The sequence below is a fragment of the Ruegeria sp. AN6 genome, from assembly GCF_056540425.1.
This window is the reverse complement of the sequence record NZ_JBQFWR010000018.1, coordinates 1-13428: the sequence shown is the minus strand read 5'-3', so window position 1 is coordinate 13428 and position 13428 is coordinate 1. Positions and strand designations below refer to the sequence as shown.

The window sequence follows — 13428 nt, the reverse complement described above, 5'->3', positions numbered from 1 at the left end:
CAGTAACCTCAGGCAGCGCGATTTGGTGCTGGGTACGCGAAATCAGCCCGAATTGCGCCCTCAAATCCAAAAAAAACTAACTGGCTACGTAGTAGTAGGTATTCACATTCATGTGTGCGGAACTAGGCTAACGCGCACTGGAAACGATCGACCCGGCATCACCCGGGGAATGAATATGAAGGGGAGGATCACTCATATGGATCGTCGTAAGTTTCTAAAAACATCAGCACTGGGCGGCTCGGCCGCTGCAGCCACCACGCTGGCAGCGCCCGCCTACGCGCAGGGCAAGCGTACGCTGACTATGGTCACCTCGTGGGGCCGTGGCCTTGCAGGCGTGTTCGACAGCGCGCAGCGTTGCGCCGACAGCATCACCACCATGTCGGATGGCGACCTGAACGTTGAAATCAAAGCAGCCGGTGAACTGGTTGGTGCTTTCGAAGTGTTTGACGCGGTATCGTCCGGTCAGGCTGATATGTACCACGCGGCAGACTACTACTTTGTGGGTCAGCACCCGGGCTATGCCTTCTTCACTGCTGTTCCGTTCGGCATGACCGCGCAGGAACTGGTGAACTGGTATTACCATGCCGGTGGCATGGAGCTGCATGATGAGCTGGGCGAAATCTTCGGCCTGAAATCCTTCCTGGCCGGTAATACTGGCGCGCAGGCAGGTGGCTGGTACTCGAAAGAGATCAACAGTCCCGAAGACTTTAACGGCTTGAAGTTCCGTATGCCGGGTCTGGGCGGTAAGGCGCTGGGCAAGCTGGGTGCATCGGTTCAGAACATTCCGGGTTCGGAAGTGTATCAGGCGCTGTCGTCCGGTGCGATTGACGGAACCGAGTGGATCGGTCCTTGGGCTGACGAAAAAGCGGGCTTCCAGGAAATCACCAAGACCTACTACACCGCAGGCTTCCATGAGCCGGGTGCGGGTCTGTCGTTGGCCACTAACCGCGAGGTTTATGACAGCCTGTCCGCTGCGCAGCAGAAGATCATCGAGATCGCAGCAGCCGAATGCCACCAGTGGAATCTGGCACAATTCCTGGCCAACAACGGTGCCGCGCTGGCGCGCCTGCAAGCCGGTGGCGTCAAGGTAATGGAGTTCCCTGACAGTGTTTGGGACGCTTTTGGTGCAGCCAGCCAGGAAGTTCTGGACGAGAACATGGGTGACGAGCTGTTCAAGCGCATCCACGACAGCGCCATGGCGTCGATGGCAGAGTCCTCGGCATGGAACAACCTGTCGTCGGGTGTTTACACCGCACAGCGCGACCGCGTTCGCGGCTAAGTAAACCGCTCAATGCAAGCGGTTCCCCCGTAAAGGCGGGGGAGCCTTTCCCGTTGCACATAAGCGGTTCGGACATGCCGCAATAATCAAACGTGCAACCGATACGACCTGGGGACAACATGCAGGACGAAAACGGTATCTCGTTCTTCGGCGCCCTGTGGAATGGACTGATATGGTTCATTCAGAACATTGCCGAAGCCTTCTATAATTTCGGATACGCCATCACGCATCCGCAGCTCTGGCTGAACTGGTCGGACAAAGAAGCGATCATGCGCTTTGTCTATTACGGCGGGTCTGTCGAGTTCTTCTTCGTGATCTTCGCGCTGTTTCTGGTGCTGACGGCCATAGGGCTTTACTACCGGAATTTCATGTGGGGGATGGTGCGCGGGCTCGAGGGTTTTGCCAACACCACGGGCCGTTTCTTTGCCTGGGCGGGACTGCTGATGGTGATCCAGCAGATCGTGATCGTATTCATGCAGCGGGTGTTCACGCGGCCAGATATGTCCTTTGGTTTGGGTATCCCTTTTCAGATGGATATCAGTTGGTTCGCCGAAGAACTTAAACTTTATAACGCGATGGTTGTCTGCCTCTGCTGCACTTATACGTTCGTGCAAGGTGGTCACGTCCGCGTTGACCTGATTTATGCAGGTATCAGCCACAAGGCCAAACGCGTCGTTGATATGTGTGGGGCGGTACTGTTCATGATGCCCATGGCCGTGCTGACCTGGATGTATGGCTGGTACTTCATGTGGCGGCACCTGATCGTGCCGAAACCCTCGGCCAGTGATACGCTGGACCGGCTGCTGGCCAAGTCCCGCGCGCTGCGCTGGAACGTTGAAACCATCGGGTTCAGCCCCAATGGGTTCAATGCCTACTTCCTGTTCAAAATCCTGCTGGTGGCCTTTGCCGCCATGGTGTTCCTGCACGCGATTGCGTTCCTGTATCGCTCGTATCTGGAATACGTGGAAGGGCCGGAAAGCGAAGGAAAATACCTCGACAAGGACAGCCTTGGCGAGGGTGAAGAAGCCTACGAAGGCGCTCATTAAGGACGGAGACCAAGACTATGCTATTCGGACTTGATGGCGTCGAAATAGGCCTCATTATCGTATTCTTCTGCCTGTTTGGTGGAATTCTTAGCGGCTTTCCGGTGGCCTTTGCCATCGGTGGGGCCGGGGTGATTTCCTTCGGGATCATCGCCGCATTGGACAGCGCCGGGCTGTTGATACACCAAGCGATCGACACCGGTTCGCAAGCCTACCGCGACGTGGTGAATTCGGGCGTCAAACCTGACGTGATATCCGTATTCCGATACCCGGATTTGCCGAGGATCGCCGAGCCGGTCTTTGTACAAGGCTGGGAAACCGCGCTGGACCGGAACGTCTCTTTCATCGTGAACCGTATGAACGAACGTGTTCTGGCCGGGCAATCGATTGAAACCTTACTAGCGGTGCTGATGTTTGTTCTGATGGGCATCACGTTGGAACGGTCGAAGATCGCGAATGACCTGCTGACCACCATGGCGCGCGTCTTCGGGCCTTTGCCCGGTGGCCTTGCGGTCTCGATTGTGGTCGTGGGTGCATTCCTTGCGGCTTCGACCGGTATCGTGGGCGCGACTGTGGTGACCATGGGCTTGTTGGCCCTGCCCACCATGCTGCGGAACAATTATTCGCCAGAACTGGCGACGGGTGTGATCGCGGCCTCGGGTACGTTGGGGCAGATCATTCCACCGTCCATCGTGATCGTTCTTCTTGGAACGTTGGCCGGTGACCTCTATTCGACCGCGCAGGAAACGCGAGCGGTCGAGGCCGGGTGTACCGACGCGCTGACCTATCTGGGCGAGCCTGCGGTCGTTTCGGTGGGCACATTGTTCCAGGCGGCGCTGCTGCCAGGTATCATGCTGGCGTTGCTCTACGCACTCTATGCCTTTGGTTATGCACTGTTGAACCCGGAAAAGGCCCCTGCGGTTGAGCTGTCGGGCGGTTCGGGTGAAACCATCACGCGCTCGGAAGGTCTGACTTGGCTGCTGGGTGCTCCGGTTGCTCTGATCGTTGGCGCTGTGCTGCTGGGCAGTGCGGGCGTGATCGGAAGCCAGAATGTCTCAGTCTCGGCATTCTCGGATATCGGGCAGGGCGCATCACTGCGCACAAACGTCTCGGAAGAGTGTCAGGCTTCGATGATCGAGCTGCATGGTCAATCCGCCTGGGATCAGGCGGTGGCCGAGCAGGAAGCGATCGATGAGGCAGGAGGTGCGGCTGAATCCCAACGTCTGAGCGAAGAGGAACTTGCGGCTGCACAAGAGGCCAAGATCGCTGCCGCTGCACCGATAGGAAACGGTGTTGCCGTTATTGTGGTTCTGCTGGGGCTCACGTTGGTACTGGGACGCGGGATTGCTCCATCGCGGTCGCCGCAACCTCTGATCGTCGGGGCTATCGGCTTGTTGCTGATGCTGCTGGTCGATGTGCTGCTGATTGCGCCGACAACGTCGTCCGGGGCGACGTTCCTGTTGCTGGCGATACCCTTTGCGTTTGCCATGTATGGCTGCAAAGAGGCGGCCGCACGATGCGCCACTAATGATCTGATCAGGGTGGTGTTCCCGCCGCTGGTCCTGATCATCGCGGTGCTGGGCTCGATCCTTGGTGGTGTTACCAACCCCACGCCAGCTGCGGCGCTAGGGGCGGGTGGGGCCATAATGTTGGCGGCCTATCGCAAGCTGCAGGATCAGGGTAGATCGGGCAAGGTGATCATATGGTCGACCTTTGCAGTGATCATTGCGCTGCTGATGGGCGTGAACTTTGATCTGCGTATCAATCAGGGCGGTGTCACGGTCGAAAGCTGGATTGCCTTCATCATTGCCTATTCCGCTTATCTTTACGCGCTGTTCGGGCTGTTGTTCGCATGTTGGGTGCTGTTCTCGAGCGGGGTTCTGACACCTGTAGTGCGCGAGACGGCCAAGGTGACCTCGATGGTCTTTACCATCCTGATCGGATCGCAACTGCTGAACCTGGTGGTGATCTCGTTCGGAGGGGAGCATTATATCCAGCAGTTCCTCAAGAGCTTCGACAACGAATTCACGGTCTTCCTGATCGTGATGCTTGTGTTGTTCTTCCTGGGCTTTGTGCTGGATTTCCTCGAGATCATCTACATTGTGATCCCGATCGTTGGGCCGGTGATCTACGGCGGGTCGTTCGACCCGAAATGGGTGACGATCATGGTGGCGGTGAATCTGCAGACCTCGTTCCTGACGCCGCCGTTCGGATTTGCGCTGTTCTATCTACGCGGGGTTGCGCCCAAAGAGGTCACAACCGGCCACATCTATCGTGGCATCATACCGTTTGTGATCATTCAGGTGGTGGGTATCGCGATCTTGTGGTTCTTCCCCTCGATCGTCACCATTGTGCCCGATCTGATACCAAGCTGATTGAGGCGATTTATGTCCAAGGGAAAGGGGGCTTCGATGCCCCCTTTGCTTTATGTAACTGTGCAGGGGATCAGGTGAACTGGATCAGGTCCCAGCGATTGCCGAAGGGGTCACGCCAGACCGCTACGGTACCGTAGGGTTCGTAGCGAGGCGGTTCTTCAAAATGAACGCCGTTGACGCGCATGTTTTCGTAGTCCCGATTGAAATCATCTGTTTCAAGGAAGAAGCCGACACGGCCCCCTGTCTGGTTCCCGATGCACGAGCGCTGGACGCCATTCGCAGCCCTGGCAAGCAACAGCGTACCCCCGGATGATCCCGGAGGCGCGACGCGCACCCAGCGTTTGCCACCTCCCAGATCAATATCCTGGAGCAGCGAGAAGCTCAGCACATTGGTGTAGAACGCAATCGCATCATCGTAATCCGGCACTACAAGAGTGACCGCGTGAAGGCTCTGCCTCATTGCAGGTTAGCCTTTCGTCGGATGTCTGTCAGGCAGTTGGATATTGGCCACCTGCTCGGCAATGGGGGCCGATGACAGAGGGTGGTGCGCTGTCTGGGCGTATTGTTCCGGGTCTTCAATCTGCTTCCATTCGCCTCGAATATAGGCCTGAAGCCCCGAAAATTTGGCTTTATAGTCCATCTTCGGACTGCCGGGGACCCAATATCCCAGATAGATGTAAGGCAATCCGGCCTCGCGCGCGATCTCAATATGGTCGAGGATCATATACGTACCCAGCGAGTGTTGCTGAAACTGTGGATCGTAGAACGAGTAGACCATGCTCAACCCGTCATCCAGCACATCGGTCAGGCTGACTGCGATCAATTCGTCTGTATCGGGATTGGCATATTCCACTACGCGGCTGCGGATCGGGGTTTCCTCGATCATCGCGGCAAATTCAAACACATCCATATCGGCCATACCGCCATCAGCATGGCGAGCATCGAGATAGCGCCGGAATAGGTCGAATTGCTCATCCGTGGCCCACGGCGATGTGGCACGCCGAGTCAGGTAGGAATTGCGCCGATAGGTCCGTTTCTGGCTTTTGCTGGGGCGAAAGCTTGAAACATCGATGCGCGCTGACAGGCAGGCGGCGCAATCGGTGCAGGACGGACGATAAAGCACATTTTGCGAACGGCGAAATCCTTGTTGCGACAAGCAATTATTCAGCTGGTCCGCGCCTTCTCCCTGAAGGGCGGTGAACAGTTTGCGCTCCATTCTGCCCTCAAGATAAGGGCAGGGTTGGGGTGCCGTCACATAGAATTGTGGCGCGATTGGCAGCGTGTGTCGCATGAAGGTCCCGCATTTCCTCGGGACCGATGATAGCAACGGTTTTTGGTGCCGCCAAGTGTTTCACTCAGGTGCTAAGTCAGGCGCGTTGATTGATCATCACGGTGCCAAGGAAGGCATCGGTAAGGCCCTGACAACGGGCGCTGGTCATCATCATGATAACCGAGATGATCTGCAGTACCGGAAACGCCATGCTAACGAAATAGCCTGCCGTGTGTGCGATGGCTTTGCCTGTATCCATCCGGGCACCAAACGCATCACGCAACTCGATCCCCATAAAGCGCATCCCCAACGTGGCCGAGCCATTCGCGATAGTGACAACGCGGTAGACGAAGCTAACCACGGCATAGATCAGGGCCAGGATGAAAAAACCCATGCCAAAGGTCAGTAGAATTGCAACTGTACACAGCAGCGAGATGAAGGCGATGTCGAACAGCCAAGCAAAGAAGCGTTTGGTCGTCACGGATTGATAAAATTCGGGCTGGCTGTCGGGATCAGGCAGGTGAGTCATAGAGTGCGGTCCAGAAGTTTGTCAGAAACACCCTGTCCCGACAGGCGGGACAGGGCAAGTTCAGATCAGACGGGTTTATTGCCATCGTCTGCGTCGTCGCGATTGTCGCGGGCGCGTTCGTCCATGAACTCGTCGAATTCGGCCTTATCCTTGGCTTCGCGCAGGCGGTGCAGGAAGGCCTCAAAGTCCTTCTGTTCACGTTCGAGCCGCGCCAGCGTGTCAGCCTTATACGCGTCAAATGCGCTGTTGCCCGAAGGTTTCATTGCGCTCATGTGACTGTTCCACGATGAACGACGGCTGCAGGATTTGCTGAACATGCGTTTGCTCCAGATCATATAGGCAAGGAAGGCAAGGCCGATCGGCCAGAAGAAGATAAAGCCAAGGACCATTGCGGCGATCCAGGCGCCTTTACCCTTGCTGTCAAGCCAGGCTTCGCTTCGGTGCAGCCACCCCGGGTTTTGGGGAACGGCGTGGTCGGACAATGCGGTCATTTTGCTCTCTCCAGTTAGGATGTAAATTCTCTTCACATTTCCTAGATGGGAGGGGTCGATCGGCAATGCAAGGAGTGTATGTGAAAAAGATTTACATTTTATGGATCATCGCTCCTGATTGGTTGACGCGGTCGCGGATCGGGCGCAATTTCAGCTCATGCAAGATATTGAAAATAATCCCGCCCCATCACTTGATCAGATTCTATCTTTGGAAAAACAAGTGTGGACTGCACTTGTTGAAGGGAACGCCGAGGCGGACCGTGCCTTGCTGAGCCCAGATTTCCTGGGCGTATACCCATCCGGGTTTGCAAATCGAGATGATCATGTGGGCCAGTTCGCCGATGCGCCGACGATGGCACAGTATGAACTCAGCGACACCAGACTGCGTGTTTTGTCGGCGCACATAGTTTTGCTCTCGTACCGCGCAGATTATCGGCGACCCGACAGAGAAGAATGGGAAGCGATGCTGATCTCATCACTTTGGGAGCGGCGGCATGACGTTTGGGTCAACAGCTTCAGCCAGGACACCCCTTTGGATAAAGCATGAGTGACGCTCTCGCCATAAACCGTCTACCGCGTGCATTTCATGTCGAACTAGGGCGGGAAACACGTGCTGCACTGCCCGATCTGACGGCCGAACAGGGTGAGTTGATCGCAGGAACTGCTGGCTCCAGCCCGTATCTTAAGGGACTGATCGACCAAGAACGGGATTGGCTGCCGCAAGCGCTGCAGCGACCGGACCAGTCATTCGCGGATGTGATGGAGGCGGCTCGGAAGCTGCCATCGGATCAGTTGAAACCCGGATTACGGCAAGCAAAACGGCGCATGGCATTGCTGACGGCCCTCGCAGATCTGGCGGGTGCGTGGCCGCTGGAAAAGGTGACTGCTGCGCTGACCGATTTCGGCGCACTGGCCGCCGATGTGGCAGCGAAGGCCGAGATTGCGACGCTAATTCGGCGTGGAAAGCTGCCGGGCATGACTGAAGAAGATGTCGAAACCGCCGCCGGTATGGTCATTCTGGCGATGGGCAAAATGGGTGCGCACGAGCTGAACTATAGCTCGGATATCGACCTGATCGTGATGTTCGATGAAACACGTTTCGACCCTGATGATTTTTACGAGGCCCGGCAGGGAATGGTTCGCGCCACGCGTAGCTTTTGTGCGACGCTCAGCGACAAAACGGCGGATGGTTATGTGTTCCGCACTGATCTGCGCCTGCGCCCTGACCCGGCAGTCACGCCAGTGTGTCTGGCGATGGAAGCGGCTGAGCGGTACTACGAAAGCCTTGGACGCACGTGGGAGCGCGCGGCCTATATCAAGGCGCGACCTTGTGCCGGGGATATCGCGGCGGGGCAGAGGTTTTTGGATGCGTTGCGCCCGTTCGTCTGGCGCCGGCACTTGGATTTTGCCGCGATTCAAGACGCTCATGACATGCGTCTGCGCATTCGCGAGAATAAGGGAACTGGTGGCAGCCTCTCGATTGCAGGTCATGATATGAAGCTGGGGCAAGGCGGTATTCGCGAGATTGAGTTCTTTACTCAGACCCGCCAACTGATCGCAGGGGGCCGCGATCCTGACCTGCGGGTGCGGGGAACCGTGCCTGGTTTGGCGGCGCTGGCCACGAAGGGATGGGTGCCCGAGGATGTCACCGAAAAATTAACGGATCATTACCGCGCCCATCGCGAGGTCGAGCATCGCATCCAAATGGTACATGATGCGCAAACCCACAAGGTTCCGAATTCAGACGATGGGATCGAACGGGTTGCCTGCTTGATGGGCATCAGTAGCGACGAACTGACCGCCGATCTGACTCGCCGCCTGACCGAAGTGCACGAATTGACTGAAGGGTTCTTTGCTCCCGGACCGGGCGCGCAACCTGCGCCGTTACAAGAGGTCGAATTCGACAAGGGTGTTCTGGCCCGCTGGCCCACCTATCCGGCGCTTCGGTCTCAGCGGGGGGCTCGGATATTCGAGCGGCTAAGGCCCGAGCTTTTATCGCGACTGGCAAAGACCGCGAAACCCGAAGAAGCGTTGCTTGCGTTGGACGGGTTTCTGTCTGGACTGCCAGCTGGGGTACAGCTGTTTTCACTGTTTGAGGCGAATCCGCAACTGATCGATCTGCTGGTCGATATCGTCGGTACATCTCACGCTCTCGCCACCCATCTTTCGCGCAATGCCTCTGTTTTTGACGCGGTGATAGGCGGAAGTTTCTTCAGCGATTGGCCTGGGCTGACTACGTTGCGGGCCGATCTTTCACGGGCCCTGACAGAAGAAGACGACTATGAAACGCAGCTGGATTTTGCGCGTCGCTGGTGCAAGGAATGGCACTTTCGCATCGGCGTGCATCATCTGCGCGGATTGATCAACGGGGCGCAGGCCGGGCGGCAATATGCTGAACTTGCGCAAGCCGTTATCGCGGCGGTGCTGCCTTGCGTTGTCGAGCAGTTTGCCAAAAAGCACGGCCCTGCGCCGGGGCGTGGCGCCGCGGTTCTGGGCATGGGATCGCTTGGGGCAGGGCGCATCAACTCGCAATCCGATCTGGACATGATTGTCATCTACGACCCACAGGATCAGGACATGTCTGATGGCCCCCGCCCGCTGGCCACGCGGACATATTACGCTCGGTTTACCCAAGCCCTGATAACAGCGCTCAGCGCGCCGATGTCGCAGGGGCGTCTTTATGAGGTCGACATGCGCCTTCGACCTTCGGGCAATCAGGGGCCAGTAGCCACCAGTTGGGGCAGCTTCACCAACTACCAGCAGAATGAAGCCTGGGTATGGGAACACCTGGCGCTGACCCGAGCCCATGTTGTTGCGGGCGATGCTGAGCTGGCGGAGGATATCGAGACCTTTCGCGCTGAATTCCTGTCGCAACCACGCGATAGGGACATGGTTCTGAAAGAGGTTGCCGAAATGCGCGCCCGGCTTGCTGCCGCCAAAGCACCCGCCGGAGTGTGGGACGCCAAGAACGGACCGGGCCGCATGATGGATATCGAATTGTTGGCTGAAACTGGAGCTTTGATGGCGGGGCTTTCTCAGCGCGACGTGGCTTCGGGTCTTGACGGCGCGGTCGCAGCCGCGTTGCTGGATGTCGCGCAGGCACAAACCCTCAGGGACTGTTACGACTTATGCTGGTCGGTGCAATGCGCAGCGCGGCTGCTGTCGGGAAAAGTGATTGAGGCCGATAAGATTGGCGAGGGAGGCACAGCCTTCCTGTGCCGGGCCACCGGGTTCGATCAGGTCGAGCAGCTGCAATCTGCCTTGAAGGACAGTTACAGTAGGGCCGCCCAGTTGATCAGCGGCGTGGTTGGGGAGATTGAAGATGGCACGCAATGATGATCCGAACGACCATAAAGGTCTGATCCGCGAAGCTTATCGGATTGAAGGCATCACCTTGCCTGAATGCCGCAGCATTTTTCTGGACTGGGCGCTGAGCCTGCCTGTAGACCGCGATCAGAAACAGGCCGTGAGCTCTCTGCATTCGATTTACTCGGCTCAGGCAGAAGACCACCCAATGACGCAGGTACTGGCCGAAGGGCTGCAAACTGCCCAAGCGCCCAAGCGGCGTGGCGGCTGGCGCAATCGCAACCGCTAACAGGGCTTTTACCCCTGCGTATTCGCGACTATGAGGGCGCCATGACAAATTCATCCGAACGCCCCCGTATCCGTTTGAAACCCAAGGCCAACGCGCGTGGCCTTCGCCATGGGTTTCCATGGGTCTATGCCAATGACATCGTGACCGACCGCCGGACTCGAAAAATCGAAGCCGGAGCATTGGCTGTGCTCGAAGATGATAAACGCGCACCCATCGCTCTGGTCGCAGTAAACCCGGCCTCGAAGATCATGTGCCGGGTGCTGGATCGCGATATCGGGACACAGCTGACCGCGGATTGGTTCGAAACGCGACTTCGCCATGCGCTTGAGATGCGCGAAAACTTGTTTGATGCCCCATACTACCGTCTGATCCATGCTGAGGCGGATGGGTTTCCGGGTGTCATCATCGACCGCTTCGGAGATGCCTGCGTGATCCAGCCAAACGCCGCATGGGCCGAGGCGCATCTCGATGCGCTGACCGACGCGCTGGTCAAAGTCACCGGGGTATCTACGGTGTTGAAAAATGCCTCGGGCCGCACGCGCGGTTTGGAAGGGCTGGACGATCTCAGCCTGGCCCTCCGCGGCACTGCGCCCGAGGCACCGCTGCCGGTGCCCATGAACGGTGCAACATATATGGCCGACCTGACGGGCGGGCAGAAAACCGGCCTGTTTTATGACCAGCGCCCCAATCATGCGTTTGCCGCCAAGTTGGCTCACCCCGGTGCGCGTGTACTGGATGTTTTTAGTCATGTCGGTGGGTTCGGCTTGGCCATGCTGGCGGGCGGCGCGGCACACGCCGTGTCGGTTGATGGATCGGCAGCGGCTCTGGAATTGGCGGCAAAGGGCGCTGAGGTATCAGGGTTTGCCGACCGTTTTCAGACCCGTCAAGGGGATGCCTTCGATGCGCTGGCCAAGCTGGGGGAAGCGGGTGCAGAATTCGACGTTGTAATCTGCGACCCTCCAGCCTTTGCCCCCTCGAAACAGGCGCTGGACGCAGGCTTGCGCGCGTATGAGCGCATCGCACGTCTGGCAGCACCGCTGGTCAAGCCCGGCGGTTACCTTGGCCTCTGCTCCTGTTCTCATGCCGCTGATTTGGGACGCTTCCGTGATGCGTCTTCGCGCGGGATCGGACGCGCAGGGAGACGAGCCCAACTGATCCATACCGGATTTGCGGGCCCTGACCACCCGCAACTGCCGCAACTAGCCGAAAGCGGTTACCTCAAAGCTGTGTTCTACCGGCTGTGAAAGCGGTTCTGGATACCTGCGTCATCTATCCAACGGTGATGCGAGAAATGTTGCTGGGCGCCGCCAAGCTTGGCCATTTTACACCTGTCTGGTCCGCGTGCATCTTGGAAGAATGGGCCCGCGCGGCGCGCAAACTCGGCCCGGAGGGCGAGGTACAGGCACGTGCCGAAATCGCATTGGTTCAGGCAAATTGGCCAGATGCCGAGCATCCTGCCGCACCCGGAGCAGAGCAACGTCTATGGCTGCCGGATGCGGCAGATATCCATGTTCTGGCAACAGCAGTCACGAGCTCCTCGGATGCCATAGTCACCGTCAACGCCAAAGACTTTCCAAAAAACATCCTTGCCGAAGAAGGGCTTGATCGGCGCGACCCCGATGGGTTGCTGCACGGTTTCTGGCTTTCGGATCCAGAAGGCATGTCGCAAATCGCTACCAGCGTTCTGTCAGTCGCCAACCGTCTATCGGGCGATAACTGGACATTACGCGCACTGATGAAGAAAGCACGGCTGCCAAGACTAGGCAAAGCGCTCGCCGACTGACGCAGGATTTTCTTCATCTGGCCAAAAATACTCCGGGGCGTTTGCGGGGCTGGCCCCTCGCTTCCAAACTAACCACCAACGCCCCACTTTTGTTCCAACACCTCCAACGCTGCAATCCGCTCATCCGTCTTCGGGTGGCTCATCAGCCAGGCTGGTACTACGCCTGCACGCTGTTGTGTCAGATCTTCAAGCTTGTGGAACAATGACTTCTGCGGCCCAATCCCAATTCCGGCTTTGGTCAAAAGCGCCGCGGCATACTCATCTGCCTCATACTCATCGCCACGCGACAATCGCGAGGCCAACAGATGTGTCAGCATATTCGCGATCCACGCACCGATGAACGGAATAAAACGGTTCAACAGCATCATCAACGCGGCCCGCAGCGCATTCTGGCCGGAAAAATCGATCATGCGCCGCCGGGCGTGTCCCAGTGCTACATGCCCAAGCTCGTGCGCGATGACGCTCGCCATTTCTTCTGCCGAAACCTCGCCATTGTGAAACTTTCGATAGAATCCACGCGTAATGAAAATGCGTCCATCAGGTGCTGCCAGACCGTTCACCGGATCGATTTCGTAGACGTAGACCGGCACACGATCGATTTCCAAAGCTGCCGCCAATCGGTCGGTCATACGTTTGAGAGCGGGATCAGCCAACTCAGTCGATTTTGCATCCAGCTCGCGATGCGTGCGCCAAACGGAAATCCGATACATGACGACGGCATAGGCGATGGCCAGCAAGATGGGTGTTAATCGGAGCATGTGTTAGATATGGGCGGCCCGCCCTGTAGAGGCAAGTCGCTATTCCAGATACAGGCCCGATTGGAAGGTGTTGCGTAGACGATTGCTACTGACTTGGCGTTGGCAACTGAAGGTTCGAGTGGAACTCGGAGAGCGACTGCTTAGTCAAAACCGCGCCCTTTGAAGCTTCGAAAAACGCATGTTCAGCCTCTTTCTCTGCGACCAAGGTGTCAATTCTCAGATCCCTCACATCCGCGCGCAGATCGTCGCGCGCCTCTTCATAGGTTTCTGCATCACGCAGTTCATCCTCAAGCGCACTGAGATCG

The 13428-nt window shown here is 57.5% G+C and carries 14 protein-coding genes; 8 read left to right on the top strand and 6 right to left on the bottom strand.

The annotated features are described in order from the left end of the window. The first annotated feature begins 196 nt into the window (after nucleotides 1-196). The 3 genes from ACR0MQ_RS19890 to ACR0MQ_RS19880 all read left to right on the top strand — a co-directional run bounded on the left by ACR0MQ_RS19890 (nucleotide 197) and on the right by ACR0MQ_RS19880 (nucleotide 4697). Nucleotides 197-1279 carry a TRAP transporter substrate-binding protein gene (locus ACR0MQ_RS19890; RefSeq protein ID WP_170473331.1) on the top strand — a complete coding sequence of 361 codons (1083 nt, stop codon included), beginning with the start codon at nucleotides 197-199 and terminating at the stop codon, nucleotides 1277-1279. Nucleotides 1280-1398: 119 nt separating this feature from the next. Beyond that, nucleotides 1399-2325: a TRAP transporter small permease subunit gene (locus tag ACR0MQ_RS19885; RefSeq protein WP_319544782.1), complete on the top strand. Its 927-nt coding sequence runs from the start codon at nucleotides 1399-1401 to the stop codon at nucleotides 2323-2325. Between the two features lie 17 nt (nucleotides 2326-2342). After that, entirely contained in the window at nucleotides 2343-4697 is a 2355-nt protein-coding gene (locus tag ACR0MQ_RS19880; RefSeq protein WP_170773268.1) for a TRAP transporter large permease subunit, read from the top strand. A gap of 70 nt (nucleotides 4698-4767) precedes the next feature. Here ACR0MQ_RS19880 and ACR0MQ_RS19875 read toward each other — a convergent pair whose 3' ends face one another. From ACR0MQ_RS19875 to ACR0MQ_RS19860, 4 genes are all read right to left on the bottom strand, one after another. Next, entirely contained in the window at nucleotides 4768-5157 is a 390-nt protein-coding gene (locus ACR0MQ_RS19875; RefSeq protein ID WP_480610298.1) for a VOC family protein, read from the bottom strand. Between the two features lie 6 nt (nucleotides 5158-5163). Beyond that, the gene (locus tag ACR0MQ_RS19870; RefSeq protein WP_480610296.1) at nucleotides 5164-5988 is read right to left on the bottom strand and encodes an arginyltransferase; all 825 of its coding nucleotides are present in this window, start codon (nucleotides 5986-5988) and stop codon (nucleotides 5164-5166) included. Between the two features lie 76 nt (nucleotides 5989-6064). Beyond that, on the bottom strand, nucleotides 6065-6496 hold the full coding sequence (locus ACR0MQ_RS19865; protein ID WP_170773275.1) for an RDD family protein: 432 nt from the start codon (nucleotides 6494-6496) through the stop codon (nucleotides 6065-6067). Between the two features lie 65 nt (nucleotides 6497-6561). Continuing rightward, nucleotides 6562-6987, bottom strand: coding sequence for a DUF2852 domain-containing protein (locus ACR0MQ_RS19860; protein ID WP_170540470.1), 426 nt, complete (start codon nucleotides 6985-6987; stop codon nucleotides 6562-6564). A gap of 157 nt (nucleotides 6988-7144) precedes the next feature. Between ACR0MQ_RS19860 and ACR0MQ_RS19855 the strand changes: the two genes are divergently transcribed. The 5 genes from ACR0MQ_RS19855 to ACR0MQ_RS19835 are packed head-to-tail and all read left to right on the top strand — an operon-like array spanning nucleotide 7145 to nucleotide 12365. Beyond that, nucleotides 7145-7534 carry a DUF4440 domain-containing protein gene (locus tag ACR0MQ_RS19855; RefSeq protein ID WP_480610293.1) on the top strand — a complete coding sequence of 130 codons (390 nt, stop codon included), beginning with the start codon at nucleotides 7145-7147 and terminating at the stop codon, nucleotides 7532-7534. Further along, nucleotides 7531-10323 (top strand): [protein-PII] uridylyltransferase family protein, encoded by a 2793-nt coding sequence (locus ACR0MQ_RS19850; protein WP_170773277.1) that lies wholly within the window; start codon nucleotides 7531-7533, stop codon nucleotides 10321-10323. The genes ACR0MQ_RS19855 and ACR0MQ_RS19850 overlap by 4 nt, the downstream gene beginning before the upstream one ends. Further along, on the top strand, nucleotides 10310-10582 hold the full coding sequence (locus ACR0MQ_RS19845; protein ID WP_170773279.1) for a hypothetical protein: 273 nt from the start codon (nucleotides 10310-10312) through the stop codon (nucleotides 10580-10582). The genes ACR0MQ_RS19850 and ACR0MQ_RS19845 overlap by 14 nt, the downstream gene beginning before the upstream one ends. 41 nt (nucleotides 10583-10623) lie before the next feature. Next, on the top strand, nucleotides 10624-11826 hold the full coding sequence (locus ACR0MQ_RS19840; RefSeq protein ID WP_480610290.1) for an RSP_2647 family RNA methyltransferase: 1203 nt from the start codon (nucleotides 10624-10626) through the stop codon (nucleotides 11824-11826). Continuing rightward, entirely contained in the window at nucleotides 11823-12365 is a 543-nt protein-coding gene (locus ACR0MQ_RS19835) for an RSP_2648 family PIN domain-containing protein (RefSeq protein WP_480610288.1), read from the top strand. The genes ACR0MQ_RS19840 and ACR0MQ_RS19835 overlap by 4 nt, the downstream gene beginning before the upstream one ends. A 68-nt stretch (nucleotides 12366-12433) precedes the next feature. Here the strand turns inward: ACR0MQ_RS19835 and ACR0MQ_RS19830 are convergent, their stop codons facing one another. Then, complete coding sequence (locus ACR0MQ_RS19830) at nucleotides 12434-13123, bottom strand: M48 family metallopeptidase (protein ID WP_170472124.1); 690 nt, start codon at nucleotides 13121-13123, stop codon at nucleotides 12434-12436. Between the two features lie 85 nt (nucleotides 13124-13208). Continuing rightward, a partial coding sequence (locus ACR0MQ_RS19825) for a hypothetical protein (protein ID WP_480610286.1) occupies nucleotides 13209-13428 on the bottom strand: 220 nt, incomplete at its 5' end.